General features: G+C 40.0%; 12 protein-coding genes. 2 read left to right on the top strand and 10 right to left on the bottom strand.

Annotation, left to right across the window (positions count from 1 at the left end; all coding sequences use genetic code 11):
• The first annotated feature begins 322 nt into the window (after window positions 1-322).
• Complete coding sequence (rhaM, locus tag JL001_RS08115) at window positions 323-637, top strand: L-rhamnose mutarotase (RefSeq protein ID WP_200975615.1); 315 nt, start codon at window positions 323-325, stop codon at window positions 635-637.
• A 575-nt stretch (window positions 638-1,212) separates the two neighbouring features.
• Window positions 1,213-4,011, top strand: a complete 2,799-nt coding sequence (locus JL001_RS08110) for a glycosyl hydrolase (protein WP_200975614.1) — start codon at window positions 1,213-1,215, stop codon at window positions 4,009-4,011.
• Between the two features lie 165 nt (window positions 4,012-4,176).
• Here JL001_RS08110 and JL001_RS08105 read toward each other — a convergent pair whose 3' ends face one another.
• The 10 genes from JL001_RS08105 to JL001_RS08060 all read right to left on the bottom strand — a co-directional run bounded on the left by JL001_RS08105 (window position 4,177) and on the right by JL001_RS08060 (window position 14,446).
• Entirely contained in the window at window positions 4,177-5,118 is a 942-nt protein-coding gene (locus tag JL001_RS08105; RefSeq protein WP_200975613.1) for a hypothetical protein, read from the bottom strand.
• A 130-nt stretch (window positions 5,119-5,248) separates the two neighbouring features.
• On the bottom strand, window positions 5,249-5,554 hold the full coding sequence (locus JL001_RS08100) for a transposase (protein WP_236252748.1): 306 nt from the start codon (window positions 5,552-5,554) through the stop codon (window positions 5,249-5,251).
• Window positions 5,555-5,682: 128 nt separating this feature from the next.
• Window positions 5,683-5,982, bottom strand: coding sequence for a DUF6804 family protein (locus JL001_RS08095; protein WP_200975612.1), 300 nt, complete (start codon window positions 5,980-5,982; stop codon window positions 5,683-5,685).
• A gap of 7 nt (window positions 5,983-5,989) precedes the next feature.
• Window positions 5,990-6,490 (bottom strand): hypothetical protein, encoded by a 501-nt coding sequence (locus JL001_RS08090; protein ID WP_200975611.1) that lies wholly within the window; start codon window positions 6,488-6,490, stop codon window positions 5,990-5,992.
• The gene (locus tag JL001_RS08085) at window positions 6,487-8,127 is read right to left on the bottom strand and encodes a hypothetical protein (RefSeq protein WP_200975610.1); all 1,641 of its coding nucleotides are present in this window, start codon (window positions 8,125-8,127) and stop codon (window positions 6,487-6,489) included. Before JL001_RS08085 ends, JL001_RS08090 begins: the two co-directional genes overlap by 4 nt.
• Window positions 8,114-9,067 (bottom strand): DUF4407 domain-containing protein, encoded by a 954-nt coding sequence (locus JL001_RS08080; RefSeq protein ID WP_200975609.1) that lies wholly within the window; start codon window positions 9,065-9,067, stop codon window positions 8,114-8,116. Before JL001_RS08080 ends, JL001_RS08085 begins: the two co-directional genes overlap by 14 nt.
• Before the next feature lie 13 nt (window positions 9,068-9,080).
• The gene (locus tag JL001_RS08075; RefSeq protein ID WP_200975608.1) at window positions 9,081-10,337 is read right to left on the bottom strand and encodes a DUF4407 domain-containing protein; all 1,257 of its coding nucleotides are present in this window, start codon (window positions 10,335-10,337) and stop codon (window positions 9,081-9,083) included.
• A gap of 12 nt (window positions 10,338-10,349) precedes the next feature.
• The gene (locus JL001_RS08070; RefSeq protein WP_200975607.1) at window positions 10,350-10,892 is read right to left on the bottom strand and encodes a hypothetical protein; all 543 of its coding nucleotides are present in this window, start codon (window positions 10,890-10,892) and stop codon (window positions 10,350-10,352) included.
• Between the two features lie 1,657 nt (window positions 10,893-12,549).
• Window positions 12,550-13,647, bottom strand: a complete 1,098-nt coding sequence (locus JL001_RS08065; RefSeq protein WP_200975606.1) for a hypothetical protein — start codon at window positions 13,645-13,647, stop codon at window positions 12,550-12,552.
• 1 nt (window position 13,648) lies between these two features.
• A complete protein-coding gene (locus JL001_RS08060; RefSeq protein ID WP_200975605.1) occupies window positions 13,649-14,446 on the bottom strand; it encodes an RNA polymerase sigma factor in 798 nt (265 codons plus the stop codon).
• Window positions 14,447-14,453: the final 7 nt, after the last annotated feature.

The following is a 14,453-nucleotide window of genomic DNA, read 5'->3' as shown; positions in this document are numbered from 1 at the left end:
TTCATATTTGTGCTGTACTATCATGGAAATCGCTCTTTTCAAACGTTTGCATTTCCAATACATCTCAATATTAAAGCTCAAAAAATTAAAATTTATAATGCCTTATCATTTATATTACTTTAAAAATACCTCATTATTTATACTTTTAAAAGTATTAATTGACTTATTTTTATCACCCTAACTGTGATGAACTATCCTGTTTTTGTATACCTTCATTTAGTCCGGTCTAATGGAGGGCTATTTTGATTAGCCTGTCAGTTCATAACAGTTTTTTGAGGAGAAATCATTTTCTTGTTATTTACTTAAATTAAGTAATCAAAATATGACTAAACAAGTCGCTTTTCGAATGAAGCTCCTGCCCGGCCATGAGGCAGAGTATGAAAAAAGGCACCGGGAAATCTGGCCGGAACTGGTGGAACTGCTCAAGGATAGCGGAGTGGTCGATTATTCCATTTACCTGGACAAAGAAACTTCCAGCCTATTTGCGGTGCAGACCATTTCAGGGGACAGCTCCTCGCAGGATTTGGGTAATACCGAGATCGTCCAAAAATGGTGGGCCTATATGGCCGACATCATGGAGACACACCCGGACAATTCCCCGGTAAGTGTGCCCTTGAAGGAGGTGTTTACGCTTTAAGCCCCCTAAATCCCCCTCAAGGGGGACTTTTCGATAAAAGTTACGAAATCGATCCCTCCCCTTAAAGGGGGAGGTTAGGAGGGGGGAGATAAGCGGAAATCGTTGTCCCTGGTTGTGCCGAGGGCTGCGCCCCGGCACGGATAAAATTGAGCCTGAGGCTCAGCTGGGAGAAGCAATCCCGCATTCTGGAATATGAGATTGCTTCGTCATACTTCCTCGCAATGACGTTCTACTAATCGTCACTGCGAGGCCGAAGAATGAGGCCGTGGCAGTATCGACAAACGGCGAACCAAACATATATAATCTGATTGTGCGGAGGCCTGCGCCCCGGCACGGATAAAATTGAGCCTGAGGCTCTATGGTAATAAACAGAGCTGAAAGCTCAATTTTACTCGTCCCTATCCACCGCGGTGGATAAGCACAACAAAAAAAAATTAACCATAGATAAACACCGATGGAGTGGTTCTTTCAGTATACATCTGTGTTTACCCTTTTCATCCCTGCCTGCGACAGGCGGGTGTGGACAATAAATTGTCTATTTTAATTGAAAAACCTGCAACCATAAACAACCCAAAATGAAACTCAAAATAAGCCTCTACTTCCTCAATTTATGCTTGATAATATTTGCTTTTTCCTGTCAGCAAAATGGCGAAACCCAAACTGATGCCCAAATCCAGACAGGCAGTTGGCCGGAAATCAGCCAGACCTCCAAGCCTTGGACCCGCTGGTGGTGGATGGGCAATGCCGTAGACCGAGAAAACCTGAGCTATCTCCTTCAAGAGTACGCCGATGCAGGGCTTGGGGGTGTGGAGATCGCACCCATCTATGGTGCCAAAGGATATGAGGAGCGCTACCTGGACTTTCTCTCCAAAGAATGGATGGATATGCTTCGCTACACCGTCCATGTCGCCGACAGCTTGGATATGGGCGTAGACTTGACACAAGGTACCGGCTGGCCTTTTGGAGGACCAGATGTAATTCCCGAATACGCGGCTTCCAGACTGGCCATTCAGGATTTTGAATATCAGGGGCAGGGAGCTTTTGAGAAAGACCTGAACTGGACCAATGAAAGAAATCCCGAACTCAGTCCTCAACTCTTGGCGGTAATGGCCTACGGAAAAGAGGGAAAGGTGGAAGAGCTTACGGAAATGGTTTCAGAGGACGGATTGCTCCGCTGGGAAGCCAATGGAGATTGGAAGATCTTGGCCATCTATAATGGCAAAACAGGCCAAAAGGTAAAAAGGGCTGCACCAGGGGGGCAAGGATATACTTTGGACCATTTCTCTCCAAAAGCCGTTAATGCCTATCTGGAGGTATTTAATCAGGCATTTGGCAATCAGGTTCCGGGCATCAGGTCTTTGTACAATGATAGTTTTGAAGTTTATGGCTCCAACTTTACAGCCAATTTCCTTAATCAATTCCAACAGCGGAGAGGTTATGACCTGAAACCTTTTATTCCCCAACTGATCGGCGAGGAGACTTCTGAAGAAAGTAGAAGAATCAAATCAGATTATAGAGAGACATTGCACGAATTGCTACTCGAATACTTTACAGAAAACTGGACGGATTGGGCACACCAAAGAGGCAAGAAGACCAAAAACCAGGCTCATGGTTCACCCGGTAATTTGATCGACCTCTATGCCACTGTGGACATTCCCGAATGCGAAACCTTCGGCTCCAGCTATTTCCCTATTCCAGGATTGCGCAGGGACAGTGCCGATATCCGCAATGTGGACCCCGATCCCATTATGTTGAAGTTTGCTTCCTCTGCAGGTCACCTTTCCGGCAAGCCATTGATTTCCTGTGAAACCTTTACTTGGCTGGGAGAGCATTTCAAAAGCTCCTTTTCCCAAATGAAGCCTGAGGTGGAACAGGCCTTTTTGGCGGGCATCAACCATGTGTTCTATCATGGGGTGACCTATTCCCCTAAAGATGTGGAATTCCCGGGTTGGTTGTTTTATGCCTCCCTGAACTTGACCCAGCAAAACAGCCTTTGGCCACACTTTAAGAGCTTTAATGAATACATCACCCGCTGTCAGTCCGTATTGCAGGCTGGCAAACCCGACAATGAGCTGATCATGTACTGGCCGGTTTATGATGTATGGGCAGATGAGGGCAATATGTTCCAGATGATCTCTGTCCACCATATCGACCACTGGCTCCATCCAACCCAATTTTATCAGCAGGCCACCGCATTGATGAACACAGGCTATTCCATGGATTTTGCTTCCGACAAATTACTCCAAGAAGCCCAGGTAATAGACGGAAAAATCCAAACCAATGAGCAAGCTACCCCAGCCAAAGCTTTGTTGATGCCTTCCATGGAGTTCCTGCCCGTAAAAACGCTCAAAAACGTTCTCCAACTGGCCCATCAAGGAGCAACCGTGATCTTTCAGGAAAAACCAACCAAAGTGCCTGGACATGATCACATCGAAGAGCGCACAGCCCAATTGGCGCAGTTATGGTCAGAACTCCAATTTGACAACACACAAATAGCCAAACATGGCAAGGGCCAGATCATCTTGAAGAAGGACTTCCAAACTGCTTTGGAATCCCAGAAAATAAACCGTGAAACCTTGACCGACACGGGACTACAGTTTATCAGAAGAGCAGTGGGTCAGGACAAATACTACTTTATCGTCAACCACACCGCTCAGATGATTGATCAGGAATTGCCCTTAAATGTCGCTGCAATCACCATTAGTTTGATGGATCCACTCTCCGGAAAGGTAGGTTTGGCAGAAAGCACAGTTGAAGGAAACACCAGCAAAGTACGCCTCCAATTGGTCCCTGGTGAAAGCATCCTTTTGCAAACAAGCCAAGGCACAGCGGCAACCATTCCGGCTTGGCCCTACCAACATACCCTTGATGCCAGCATCAGCTTGGAAGGCCCATGGGAATTGCATTTTGATCATGGTGGCCCAGTTATCCCTGAAGGCCAAAAGATGGAGACCATCAAACCTTGGACAGCCTTTGGGGATGAAGTGGCAGATCATTTTTCCGGCCAGGCCACCTATACCAGCAGCTTCCAGCTCCAAAAAGAGAAAGGAAAGAACTATTTGCTTAAACTGGGCAAGGTCCATGAAAGCGCCAAAGTCTGGATCAATGGCCAGGAAGCAGGCTATACCTGGAGTCTTCCTTATCAGTTAAGGATCGGGGAATTCCTTAAAGACGGCGAAAACGAAATCAAGATCCAAGTCGCCAACCTGATGGCCAACCGCATCCGCTATATGGACCAGCAAGGCCTGGAATGGCGTAATTACCACGAAATCAACTTTGTCAATATCAACTATAAACCTTTCGATGCTTCCGGCTGGGAAGTGATGCCTTCGGGAATTGAGGGGCCAGTGGCGATTGAGGTTTTTGAAGATTAGACGGGAGATGTGAGATTTGAGACGCTAGACCGTACCTCGTCCTCGTTTGCAACGAGGACGAGTAAATTCTTGCGTTTTTAACGCCATAGTCCATCCCATCAATTATCGCATTTCAAATGCTTGGATTTAACAACCCGCGTTGCAAACGCGGGTTAGATGAGGTATTTAGTTATTGGGATTAAGTTTTATCCACTTAATCGCACCTTTGGACATTTCTGTATAGTTATGCCCGACATTTCTTACCGTATCTAATGTCCAATTAAATTCCCAATCGTTTTTATCTATTATTCCCTTATTTGCATTGTAAAAATTTGTACCACGTTCCAACCTATTTGCACCTTCTTCCATTGCCAAATCCGTTGTTCTAAAAGTCCCTAAATTTGGGTCATTGTCCAATTCTCCCAAAAGTATAATCAATCTTTTCTTGTAAGATTTTTTCAAATCTGTTTCAGTATTTTTGATACCATACGGAAATTCAAGGTGCTCGTTTGGAAAACTATAAAACCCAGCATTTGCAGCGATAGCTGTTCCAATTCTCGATTCTGGCATCAACATTATCATTCTATGTACAAATTGTCCACCTGCGGAATGACCAAAAATATCGTACCGCTCATTGGTAATATTATTAGCAGATTTAATGTGGTCAAATATGTTTTCAACGACTGTGTATGCCCATTCACTTTTCGGATTTTTAGTCCCAAAAAAGGTAAATAGATTCCCCTCTTGATAATCGTTCGTAGTATATTTTGAAAACTTATTCTCAAATTCAGGAGCTATTATCAGTAAGTTATTCTTATCCGCTAATTCGACCCAAGTGTTTAGATAGTCTTCTGCATTACGTCCTCCGCCATGCATTACGAAAACTATTTTGTCTTTGTCATTCCAACTTTTGGGTTTATAAGTCCATACCTTAATCGATTTTCTCTCGCTATCTTTATAAGCGAAGATAACAAATGAGTCTATTCCGACATTAATTTTGCTGGTTGCTGTGATTTCAGGCCCTTTAGGAAGTACATAAAGATAGGTGTAAGCCGAAACTGAAAGAAATAAAAATAAAGAGAAAGCATATAAAATCACCCTTTTAAATATTCTAAAAGTCTTGTTCATCTTTTGTATTGTATTTTCAATTCTAAATCTCCTAGAATTATTGTCTGATTCTTTACTTCCAAATTTTGCTTTTTCGCATTAACGCTAATATATAGTGTCTAAACTTTGAGGGCTATTCTAATCTGCGGTATTATTCTTTCCTTCTTTCTTGTTGATTCTCCAGAATCATGGCAAGTAGTTTCTTGCTTGTAAACTTTTTGAAATCACGTACCCATGCTGACAATTTCCCGTCCTTTTGCTGAACCACCAAATGAATATGGTTTGTCATGATGACATATCCAAAAAGGTAAAGTCCTTTTTCTTTTCTGCTATAGGTCAGGTTTTCCAAGACGATGACTCTATAGACTTTTCTTGAAAAAACATCTGCCCAACCTACCACCTGGAAGGTCAAAAAATAAGGCATTTCCTGATCTCTTACCTGATAGGCTTCACCCATAGCTCAAGATAATCCGTGAAAATTGAATTGCAAATTCTTAGTGATAGAAAGGTGTAATTGCAAATTACACCTAGGCCAACGCTCTTTCTACACCCAGATGGGGATGCTGCTTAGCAATGATTATAGCTTTAATTTCGGCCTTCCTTTGGATTCATAAATAATGATATTAAAAGTCCTATTCCTGCAATTACGTCAACGATATTCCATAGTTCTCTGCCAAGTGCTATTTTGAAAAACGGTTGAAATAGTAAGGCCAAAGCCCCATAAATAACCATTTCAGTTTGTTTTCCCTGCTTGTTAGCTTGGTAAGCGAGGACGGTAAATCCCACTAAAGCCACAAACCTGACTAACTGATAGTAGCCGTAGGGCATATCGATAAGGCATAGAAAAAAAAGTATAGCGAGAATGATTTTGATTGTTTTGTCCATAATCTTCTTATCGATAAACCGGCATTGTCGGGTAGGGGATAAATTCGTCCAACAAAGGGGTAATTCCTGTTTTTATTGCAAATGTTAATGCCAAAAGAATAGCCGAAAAAAGTATAAGTGATTGCAAATTGTTATTGGCAACTTCTACAAAAACACTATCCCCTCTGCTTATCAGGCTATAAAGTAATGTAGAAAGCCATAAAAGCACAGCCAACACAATCAATACAATTGCTAAGAAAATACAGTAAAACGAAATTTCCCTAAGCATCAATTCATTGCTCTCAAATTGTCCCGGTAGGATTTTAGTGAGGGTCTGAAAAGTTGAGATGAGTTCGCTCAGCAATAGGCCGCCCGAAATAAACAAAACACCTTTAAAAATAGGTATGGCAATTGGGTTTTCATTTTCAGATAGCTTATTCTTCAATTTGAATCGGACAAACCCATTTAAAAGGAATATGGTAAGTGCTGCACTTACCAAAACCGCAAGTAAGATAATAATATTTGTCATAATGAAAGGTTATTGTTCGATATTAATGATACATTCCAAAATCGCATATCTGAGATTTCACGGGGAATAACTCCAGGGGGTATGCCTTGCGCAGTGGTTTCCCACACTACGTATTGTTTACCGTTTACAGTTTTTGACAATCCGTCATAGGGCAGGTTTATTCCAATGATTGAATGTTTATAAAGTTCGCTTGACAACATTGCCACATCGTATCCATAATGGTTTAAAATGGTAAAAAGTAAAAGTGTCCGGGTGTCGCAATCTCCCGCCAAGCTTGCCATAAACTCCACGGGCGAAAGCAATCCATATTTGATGTACCCTTCGCATTTGTCCCCTGTCCTCAAATATTCCCTTATAAAGTCATCATTGTACTTACTGGCATCACAAGCATCGTTCAAAATAAGAGTATAAGGTATGTCCTGAATCAAGGTGACGATAACTTCTGCAAATTCGACTTGGGTTAATATATTTTCTGCTTGCAAACTGTCGAGCATTATGTATACCAAGTCTAATTTGTTTCTGTCATAATCGTAAATAGTGGACACAATTCTGTTGTATTGGGAGGTGCTTTGTAAAGGTATAGGAAGGTCATTTCTTAAACGTACTGCATTTCGATAGTCGGAAAACCTTACTTCTATGTCTGCAGCATATTCCTGATTGGAATAGTCCTGCCAAATCCTGTGGTGAGAAATGATACTGTCCCCTGTTATTGGGTCGGGCCTTGTTTCCTGTACTTCTTTTTCTGTATCCGTAACGACGTCTCTTTTTACGACTGGTGATTTTCTGGTGTTCGTAAAGAGAGAAATGATTCCAAAAACCAAAAACAACAAAAATGCAATTCCGGCAAGCCGGAACAGCCAATAGAAAAGGTTAACTATGACATCGCCAAACGTAGATAATAAATAGACAAGCCCTATCAAGATGGCAATCGGTAGGATGATTTGCCATCCGTAAATCAAAAGTGGGATGATGAACACCACGGCCAAAAGAATTTGAATTAACAAACCTAAAGTTTCCCACAACGAGTAACCGGAATTGTAACTGCTTTGTTTTTCCCAAGCCCCCCAATATGTTGAACCGTCTGAATAATAATATTCCCACCGTTTGTAATTTCCTTTTGTTTCGGTATTTCCTGTTTGTTTATAGGTTTTGACCTTGGCTGGAATCGGAATAGCTGCCTTAGGAATATTTTCAGCAATTTCTTCTTGGATATACTCAACCTCATAGTGTTTTAAATATCCTGAAATATCCCCGGTAATGTCGCCAAAAACCTTGTTGTCTCCGTAAATTTGATTTGAAAGACTATAATTACTTAACTTTTTCTCGTTCAGGTTTACATTGTAGGTTTGAACATTACCATTTTCTTCATGAACTTCCAAAGGCAAATTTTCCGGAAGATTGGTCAAGAACTTTTCAACAGGTTGGAATTCTTCCGGTTCTCCTGTTTCCCAGTGTCTTATGTGGCACTCATCTTTCGTGGTTGTGATTTCTCCACTTATTACTTCAAGGTCATAAAAGTTCTCGTGTTGAACATCCGATTTCCTCGGATCGAAATAGCCAATAAATTTTCCCTTGAACTTACCCTTAATGTAAGTTCTTCGTTCAATACGCTTTTCTATGGTTTCATACTTTGGCATAGAGGCTATTTAGTAAGTCGTCTTCAGTTAAAACTGTTCTTTCAGCGCGCTCTCTTTTGTCAATTTTTCTTTTGGTGTTGAACGGAGGGTCTGTATAGCATTCAGTATATTGAATGTCGATACCATACTTATACCTAAAAATCTCGCTGTACTTTTCTTTAAACAATTCGTACTCATATTTTACCAAATAGGATTCTATGTAGTGTTTAGTCTTATAAAAAATACTGTCCTTATGGATGAAAATTTTAAGATAAGTTGGAATTATGAATATTATAATACCGAATAGGGTAATTGCCCAGCAAATCGGATACTTGGTGTTCAATATGATCATTCCTTGAATGTAGTAATCCGATTTGCCCACCAATATCCTCATTGATTTGATAAGCCTATCCCTTTCTTCTTCTTTAGAGCGAATCAGTTCGTTGTAGTTTGACAATTGCTCTTCATCAATCACATTGTTTAAAACTTTTTGCTGAGCAATTATATCTTTGATGATGTTGATTTCATCAGCAAAAAAAACATTGGTAGATTTTTCATATCGTTCAATTTTATCTTGTTTGAATGATTGCATTTCCAATGCTAATTGTTTTGAAAAAACAAGGCTTTCAATCGGTTTGGATACAACAATGGCAATAAAGGCAATGAAAACCAACCTGATGGTAGTTGCAACATACCGCGCCGGTTTGTTAGGTATGTAAGGGAACCCCGTTTTTGACAAGGTATAAAGAAGAAAAAGGTAGATATTTGTTATCATCCAAGCAAAGAATAGCCCGATTGGAATACCTGTGTAATAATTTTGAAACAACTTTGTAAATGCGAAATAGCAACTGATAAAGCACAATACAAAAATGCAGGCTACTAATACACCAATAGCTGTAAAACGGTGTTGGGTTGATTTGTCGCATTTACCAACCACGTTATAATCATCCCCGGATAGCATACAAAAGAACCGTTTAAGATGCATTTATATTCTCGTTTTGCAGGTCTTGGGTTTTAATAAAAGCCTCAGGATTAGTATCTATCTTTTTCATCATCTCCTGTTTGTATTTAGATATTGCATATTCGGTCAATTCTTCTTGGGTTTTAAGTAAGGCTTTCTTTTCAACCAAAAGTTTTTCCGGTTTCAAGTGTTTGATTAAATCACGTTCTTGTCCGTTTTTGTCTTTATGGTAGTTGTATTGTATATGGATGCCTTGCTCTGCCTTAATTAGTTCCTCTACATTGTGTTTAAGAAAATCGTACGGCGATTTTATCAGCATCAATTTAAAGAATATAGGCGTCAATTCAATTGCGAGGAAAAGTAGTGTGATGAATAACGATATCCACACACCTGCAATTTCGTGGGCGAGTTTTATACGTTCTAATAGACCGTCGAGTCCTGATGCTACCTGTCTGTTTTTAGCCAATTCTTGGTCCATCTCCAGCATAAGGGTCTTTTTATTGCCAGCCAATTCCTGGATCCTTTCCTTGTTGGACACATCAAATATATTGAGTTCAGTATTAAGTCTATCTACATTATCTTTTAGTGCCTTAGCAAGTGGGCCGTTACCTGGTATTGTTCCGGGAACCTTTCCATTTAACTGGTCAGTATAATCCTGTTCGGCCTTCTTTATCCTTTCTACCAAATCCTTTCTGTTTTCTTCAAATTTTGCTAATTCAGTGTCAATAAAAGCCAAACGTTCTTCGTAATTTGCTCTTGTTCGTTTTTCGTATTCTTTTCTTGTTTTAAGCTGTTCTTCGTGAAGTGCGGCGTCTATCTCCGATTTAAACATCCTGATTTCAACGGGTTTTGAAATAGTCAAAGCAATAATAGCCCCCATAAGTAACCTAGGAATTGCCCCTTTGAGTTCTCCCCAAGTAATAGCCTCGGTTCCGTCTCCTACACCTGTACTCGATACGATAAAACGATCAAGATTGAAAATCATCAACCCCCAAAAAGCCCCAAATACGACTGATAGCATGGATGTTGACCAGCTCAGAGTGTCGGCTTCAATAGCTGAACCTCTTGGTTCAAAAATGGTGTAAAAGGCATATCCCCCTGCCATTGCTGCCATTATTCCAGTCGCAACAATGATACCACCTAGACACATATATTTCACTTGATCAGAATAGGTTGATCGTTCTAAGAGGTAGCGATCTCCACCTGATGCTTTCCAAAAGAAACGCATTATCCTTGAAGGTTTGGGGCTTTTGTAAAAATCTCGTTCCATTGTTTTAGGTGTTTAGGTTGGATAGTTAGACTTTATAAACGGTACGTGCCGAATGCTCAAATTGAGTGGGGTTATTTTAGGGGTTTGAATGTCGATAATAATATTTTCCAACTCGGTCAATTGAGAAGAATTGGCGAATGCACATTTTAATTTTTGATGGGCAAGAGGGATCGATGTTAGTTGTGGAGTAGTTGTCGTAGGGATGAATTTGTCGATCAATTTTATTTCAGCAGCCTCAAGTCGTATTTCTTTAGTTTCTTTATGTCCGCCTATCCCATAAAAAATGATTTCAACTGGGTTTTGCTGGGTTTGATAAGTAAAGGTGATACCGGAAGTGTTTCCTGGAATTATCCCAAAGCCTTTGATGAAAATTTTATAACATCCCGAAACTATCCATAATATTTCGGCTTTGTTTCCTTGAACGACCAAATTGTTTACGTAAGAAAACTTTTTAAGGGAGAACTTTTTAGCGAAAACCAAGTTTCTCACGAACAGAAAAGAACACTGTAAGTGAACAAATACTTTACGGATTTTCTGTTTGGGTTTGAAAGTCATTTAGGCTGGGTTAGGTTTTTACGATTCTAAATATTTTGCATCCAGTATGTTCACCATAAAGTTTTCCCCACTTCAATATAAGCGGAGTGCTAGTTTCAAAGCATTCAACCATGGTGTAGAAGCAAGTAAGAGTTTATGTATTTCTTAATCATGCTAACCAAACATTCCAAATGGAACTCTAGAATTTATTTCTTCTTTCTTTGTCTCAATCATTAAAAACAAAACAAGCCCTTAAACCTACTAAATCCCACATAACCATAAAATACCCCAGATGGGGTATTTTTAGATATAATTGGTAAAATTTTAGTCTTTCAGTGTGGTTGGACTTTGAATCAGGGAGTAGAAAGGAGGGGACAGAGGATCTGTTCTTGAGCAATTCACTTTGTGTTAGAAAGGAATTCTTCAAAAACCTAAAAATCACTTTGTAAGCCCATCAAATAGAAAATCGTTTTGACATCAAGAAGTGGTCCTTGGTATGGCAGATTTTAATGCTGTTGTATAGGCCGTTAAAAAAGGGAGCTAGCTCGCGTCGTGGAGGGACGTGCGTAAAGAAAATAGTCAGTGACTGTTTTTAGCGAGTAGCCAGCTTGCAGGGTAGGTCCTCTCGTTTATGAGATCGTTTTCTCAGTTTAAAGAACCTTTCCCTTTCACTATCGGACTACCTCCGCTCACTTTTAGGCTGGAACAATACCATTAAAATTAAATTGGGTAACTAATACTTATCGCAAGAATACATTTTCTTCCCAATTTAAAGGCCAGACCACCGGCCTAGATTTCCTGCCTGCCGGCAGGCAGGTTTTGCTACTTTTTTCATCAATAGAAAAAAAGTAGATAAGTAGAAACAAGATTACCCAATCTAGTCCTCGTTTGCGACGAGGACTCCTAAATCTAAGCGTTTCAAACGCTACAATTCATATTAAAACCGCATTGTAAATGCACTGATTTAACAACCCGCGTTGCAAACACGGGTTAGCAAGGGCTCAGGATAAACTTAAGTCGAAGTCCCTGCTGATTTAATTAGATCGGGTTTTTGTTGTATATGCTGTTTGCATTTAGTGAGTGTCGTAAACCTCACTTTACGGGTGAACAAGCACCCTCGGTACATTTGTTAATCTACAATAAGTTCTATCCTATCTTGTCCTCGTTTGTAACGAGGACTCCTAAATCTAAGCGTTTCAAACGCTACAATTCATATTAAAACCGCATTGCAAATGCTTGGATTTAGCAAACCGCGTTGCAAACGCGGGTTAACAAGGCGGCAGGCTGAGTGGAGTCGAAGCCCTGCTGATTTAGTTAAATTGGATTCTTGTTGTATATGCTGTTTGCATTTGGAGAGTGTCCTAGACCTCACTTTACGGGTGAACAAGCACCCTCGATACATTTATTAATCTACAATAAGTTCTATCCTATCTTGTCCTCGTTTGTAACGAGGACTCCTAAATCTAAGCGTTTTAAACGCTACAATTCATATTAAAACCGCATTGCAAATGCTTGGATTTAGCAAACCGAGTTGCAAACACGGGTTAGCAAGGGATAAACTTAAGTCGAAGCCCCTGCTGATTTAATTAAATCGGATTCTTGTTGTATATGCTGTTTGCATTTAGTGAGTGTCCTAGACCTCACTTTACGGGTGAACAAGCACCCTCGATACATTTTGTTAATCTACAATAAGTTCAATCCCTGCTTTCTCGGCTTTGTACTTTATTTTTGTCATGAGTTCATAATAACTCCAGTTCCGTAACACAAATTCTTCCTCCTTAGCTATTCCGATCTTATCCTCCTGATTTAATAAAATGAGTGTTCCGACCTGATGTTTAATACAGAAATCAATGAGTTTTCTGCTGTATAGATGTATACGATCACGTATATAATCAGCTTCCATATGGTGAAACTTGTTCACAGCTTTAAGTTTTCGTTTACGTCCTTTTCCTGATTTGCAGTAGGTAGCGCCCATCTGTGCCCTTCTACAGGCTGCTTGTATGGCCAACCTCCTGTAAAGAAACTCTTCTCTGGTTCCAATACTGAGTTTTCTCTTACCGGTTTTAACCACTATAGGGTATTCCAGAGAGAGTGATGCTTCTGCTATTACCTCGGGTTTCAGGCCGTGCTCTTCCTTTTCAATTTCAAATACTGCCAGCCAAAAGATTTTTCCATCTTCGAGTTTAATATGTGAAGTGCATAGCTTAATATCATCATTTAGCAAACGCACTAATAGTTGTCTTTTGTCGGTAAAATCTCCACCTAAATAGGTCTTAAATGGAATTTTAAATAAATGAAAGCAAAAAGCTTTTTTATCTTCTTCATAGGATAGCCCTTTTATGTTCCTTGGCCTAAATGGAAAAGCGATGTCTCGTCTTAAGTTTTCCAGAGAACGTAAACCTTTCCAATATTCCAATTTATTTTTATTGAAAGTAGATAGTAAGGTGTTATTCATACATGACAAAATATCGGTAGGGACTTCGCCTTTAAAGCGATTTGATACCACCCGATAGGTGCTACCGATACGAGAACGTTCCAAGATGCCATCTGCATCTTTCTTTTCATCGGCCAGTTTATACCTGACTCCTTCTGTGAGATAAAAAAAATCCTTAATCATTTCTTGTACATACAAATGGGAAACGATAAGGTTGGCTGCTCTAAAACATCGATTCCGCCATCGGTAAAGCGTACTCAATGCCTCCTTCTTTTCTTCTTTGGTGGGCAGGTCAACCAATAACTGGATCTTCCTTGTTAATTTTAGTGTAGGGTTTTCCATGCTAAACGGATTCGAACTGTTTTTCCTTCCATAGTTTATATGCGGTAACAAATTCTTTGTGAGCTTCCTTTTGAGACAGGTTCAGCGCTTCGGCAATTAGCGCAAAGGAATACTTCATATGGCATCTGAGGTCCAATATCCTTTCCTGTTCCTCGGTCATCTCCTCTGGACCTTTTATATCACTACCAGGAGATTTTTGCTTATATGCGCTTGTATTTCCATGATGTACGATGGTTTTAATGTCCTGAATAGCCCGTTTTATCTCATTACTGGTTTCAGTGATGCCCTTTCCCATAACCTGGGCAATGGCTTTATACTGAAAGCCATATTTTAAACAGAGTGCAATCAAATTCCTTCTTTCTGCATTGAGCAATGGCAATATAGTTTGGATTCGGTCGAAGGCTTTTTGTTCCGATTCCTGGTCTTTCAGATTTTCAGACACACTTTCCGGATCGTACCCCACCATATAGTCTTGGTAATTATCATAATCCTCTAATGAATTGACTTCCCTTAAAAACTTATTTCTGGGTTTATAATAGTAGGAGATGCATTCCTTTTTCATCACAAACTTTAAGAAATAGAGAATATGCTCAGGTCTTTCTATTCTGTCCCTATAAAACCATAATTTTAAAAAAGTATCCTGAACTAAAGTTTCTATTGCAAACTGATCATTCAGTATTCTTCTACCGATCCAAAAGATGATGCCACGATATTGGGTATGAATATATTCTAAAGCAGAAGGATCGCCTTTTTTTAATAATTCGTAATACTTTTCCATGGGCTTGTGCATACTTTTCATAAGCATA

Source organism: Echinicola sp. 20G, from assembly GCF_015533855.1.
Classification (GTDB): Bacteria; Bacteroidota; Bacteroidia; order Cytophagales; family Cyclobacteriaceae; genus Echinicola.
The sequence above is the reverse complement of the archived record's forward strand: the minus strand, read 5'-3'. Positions and strand labels throughout refer to the sequence as shown.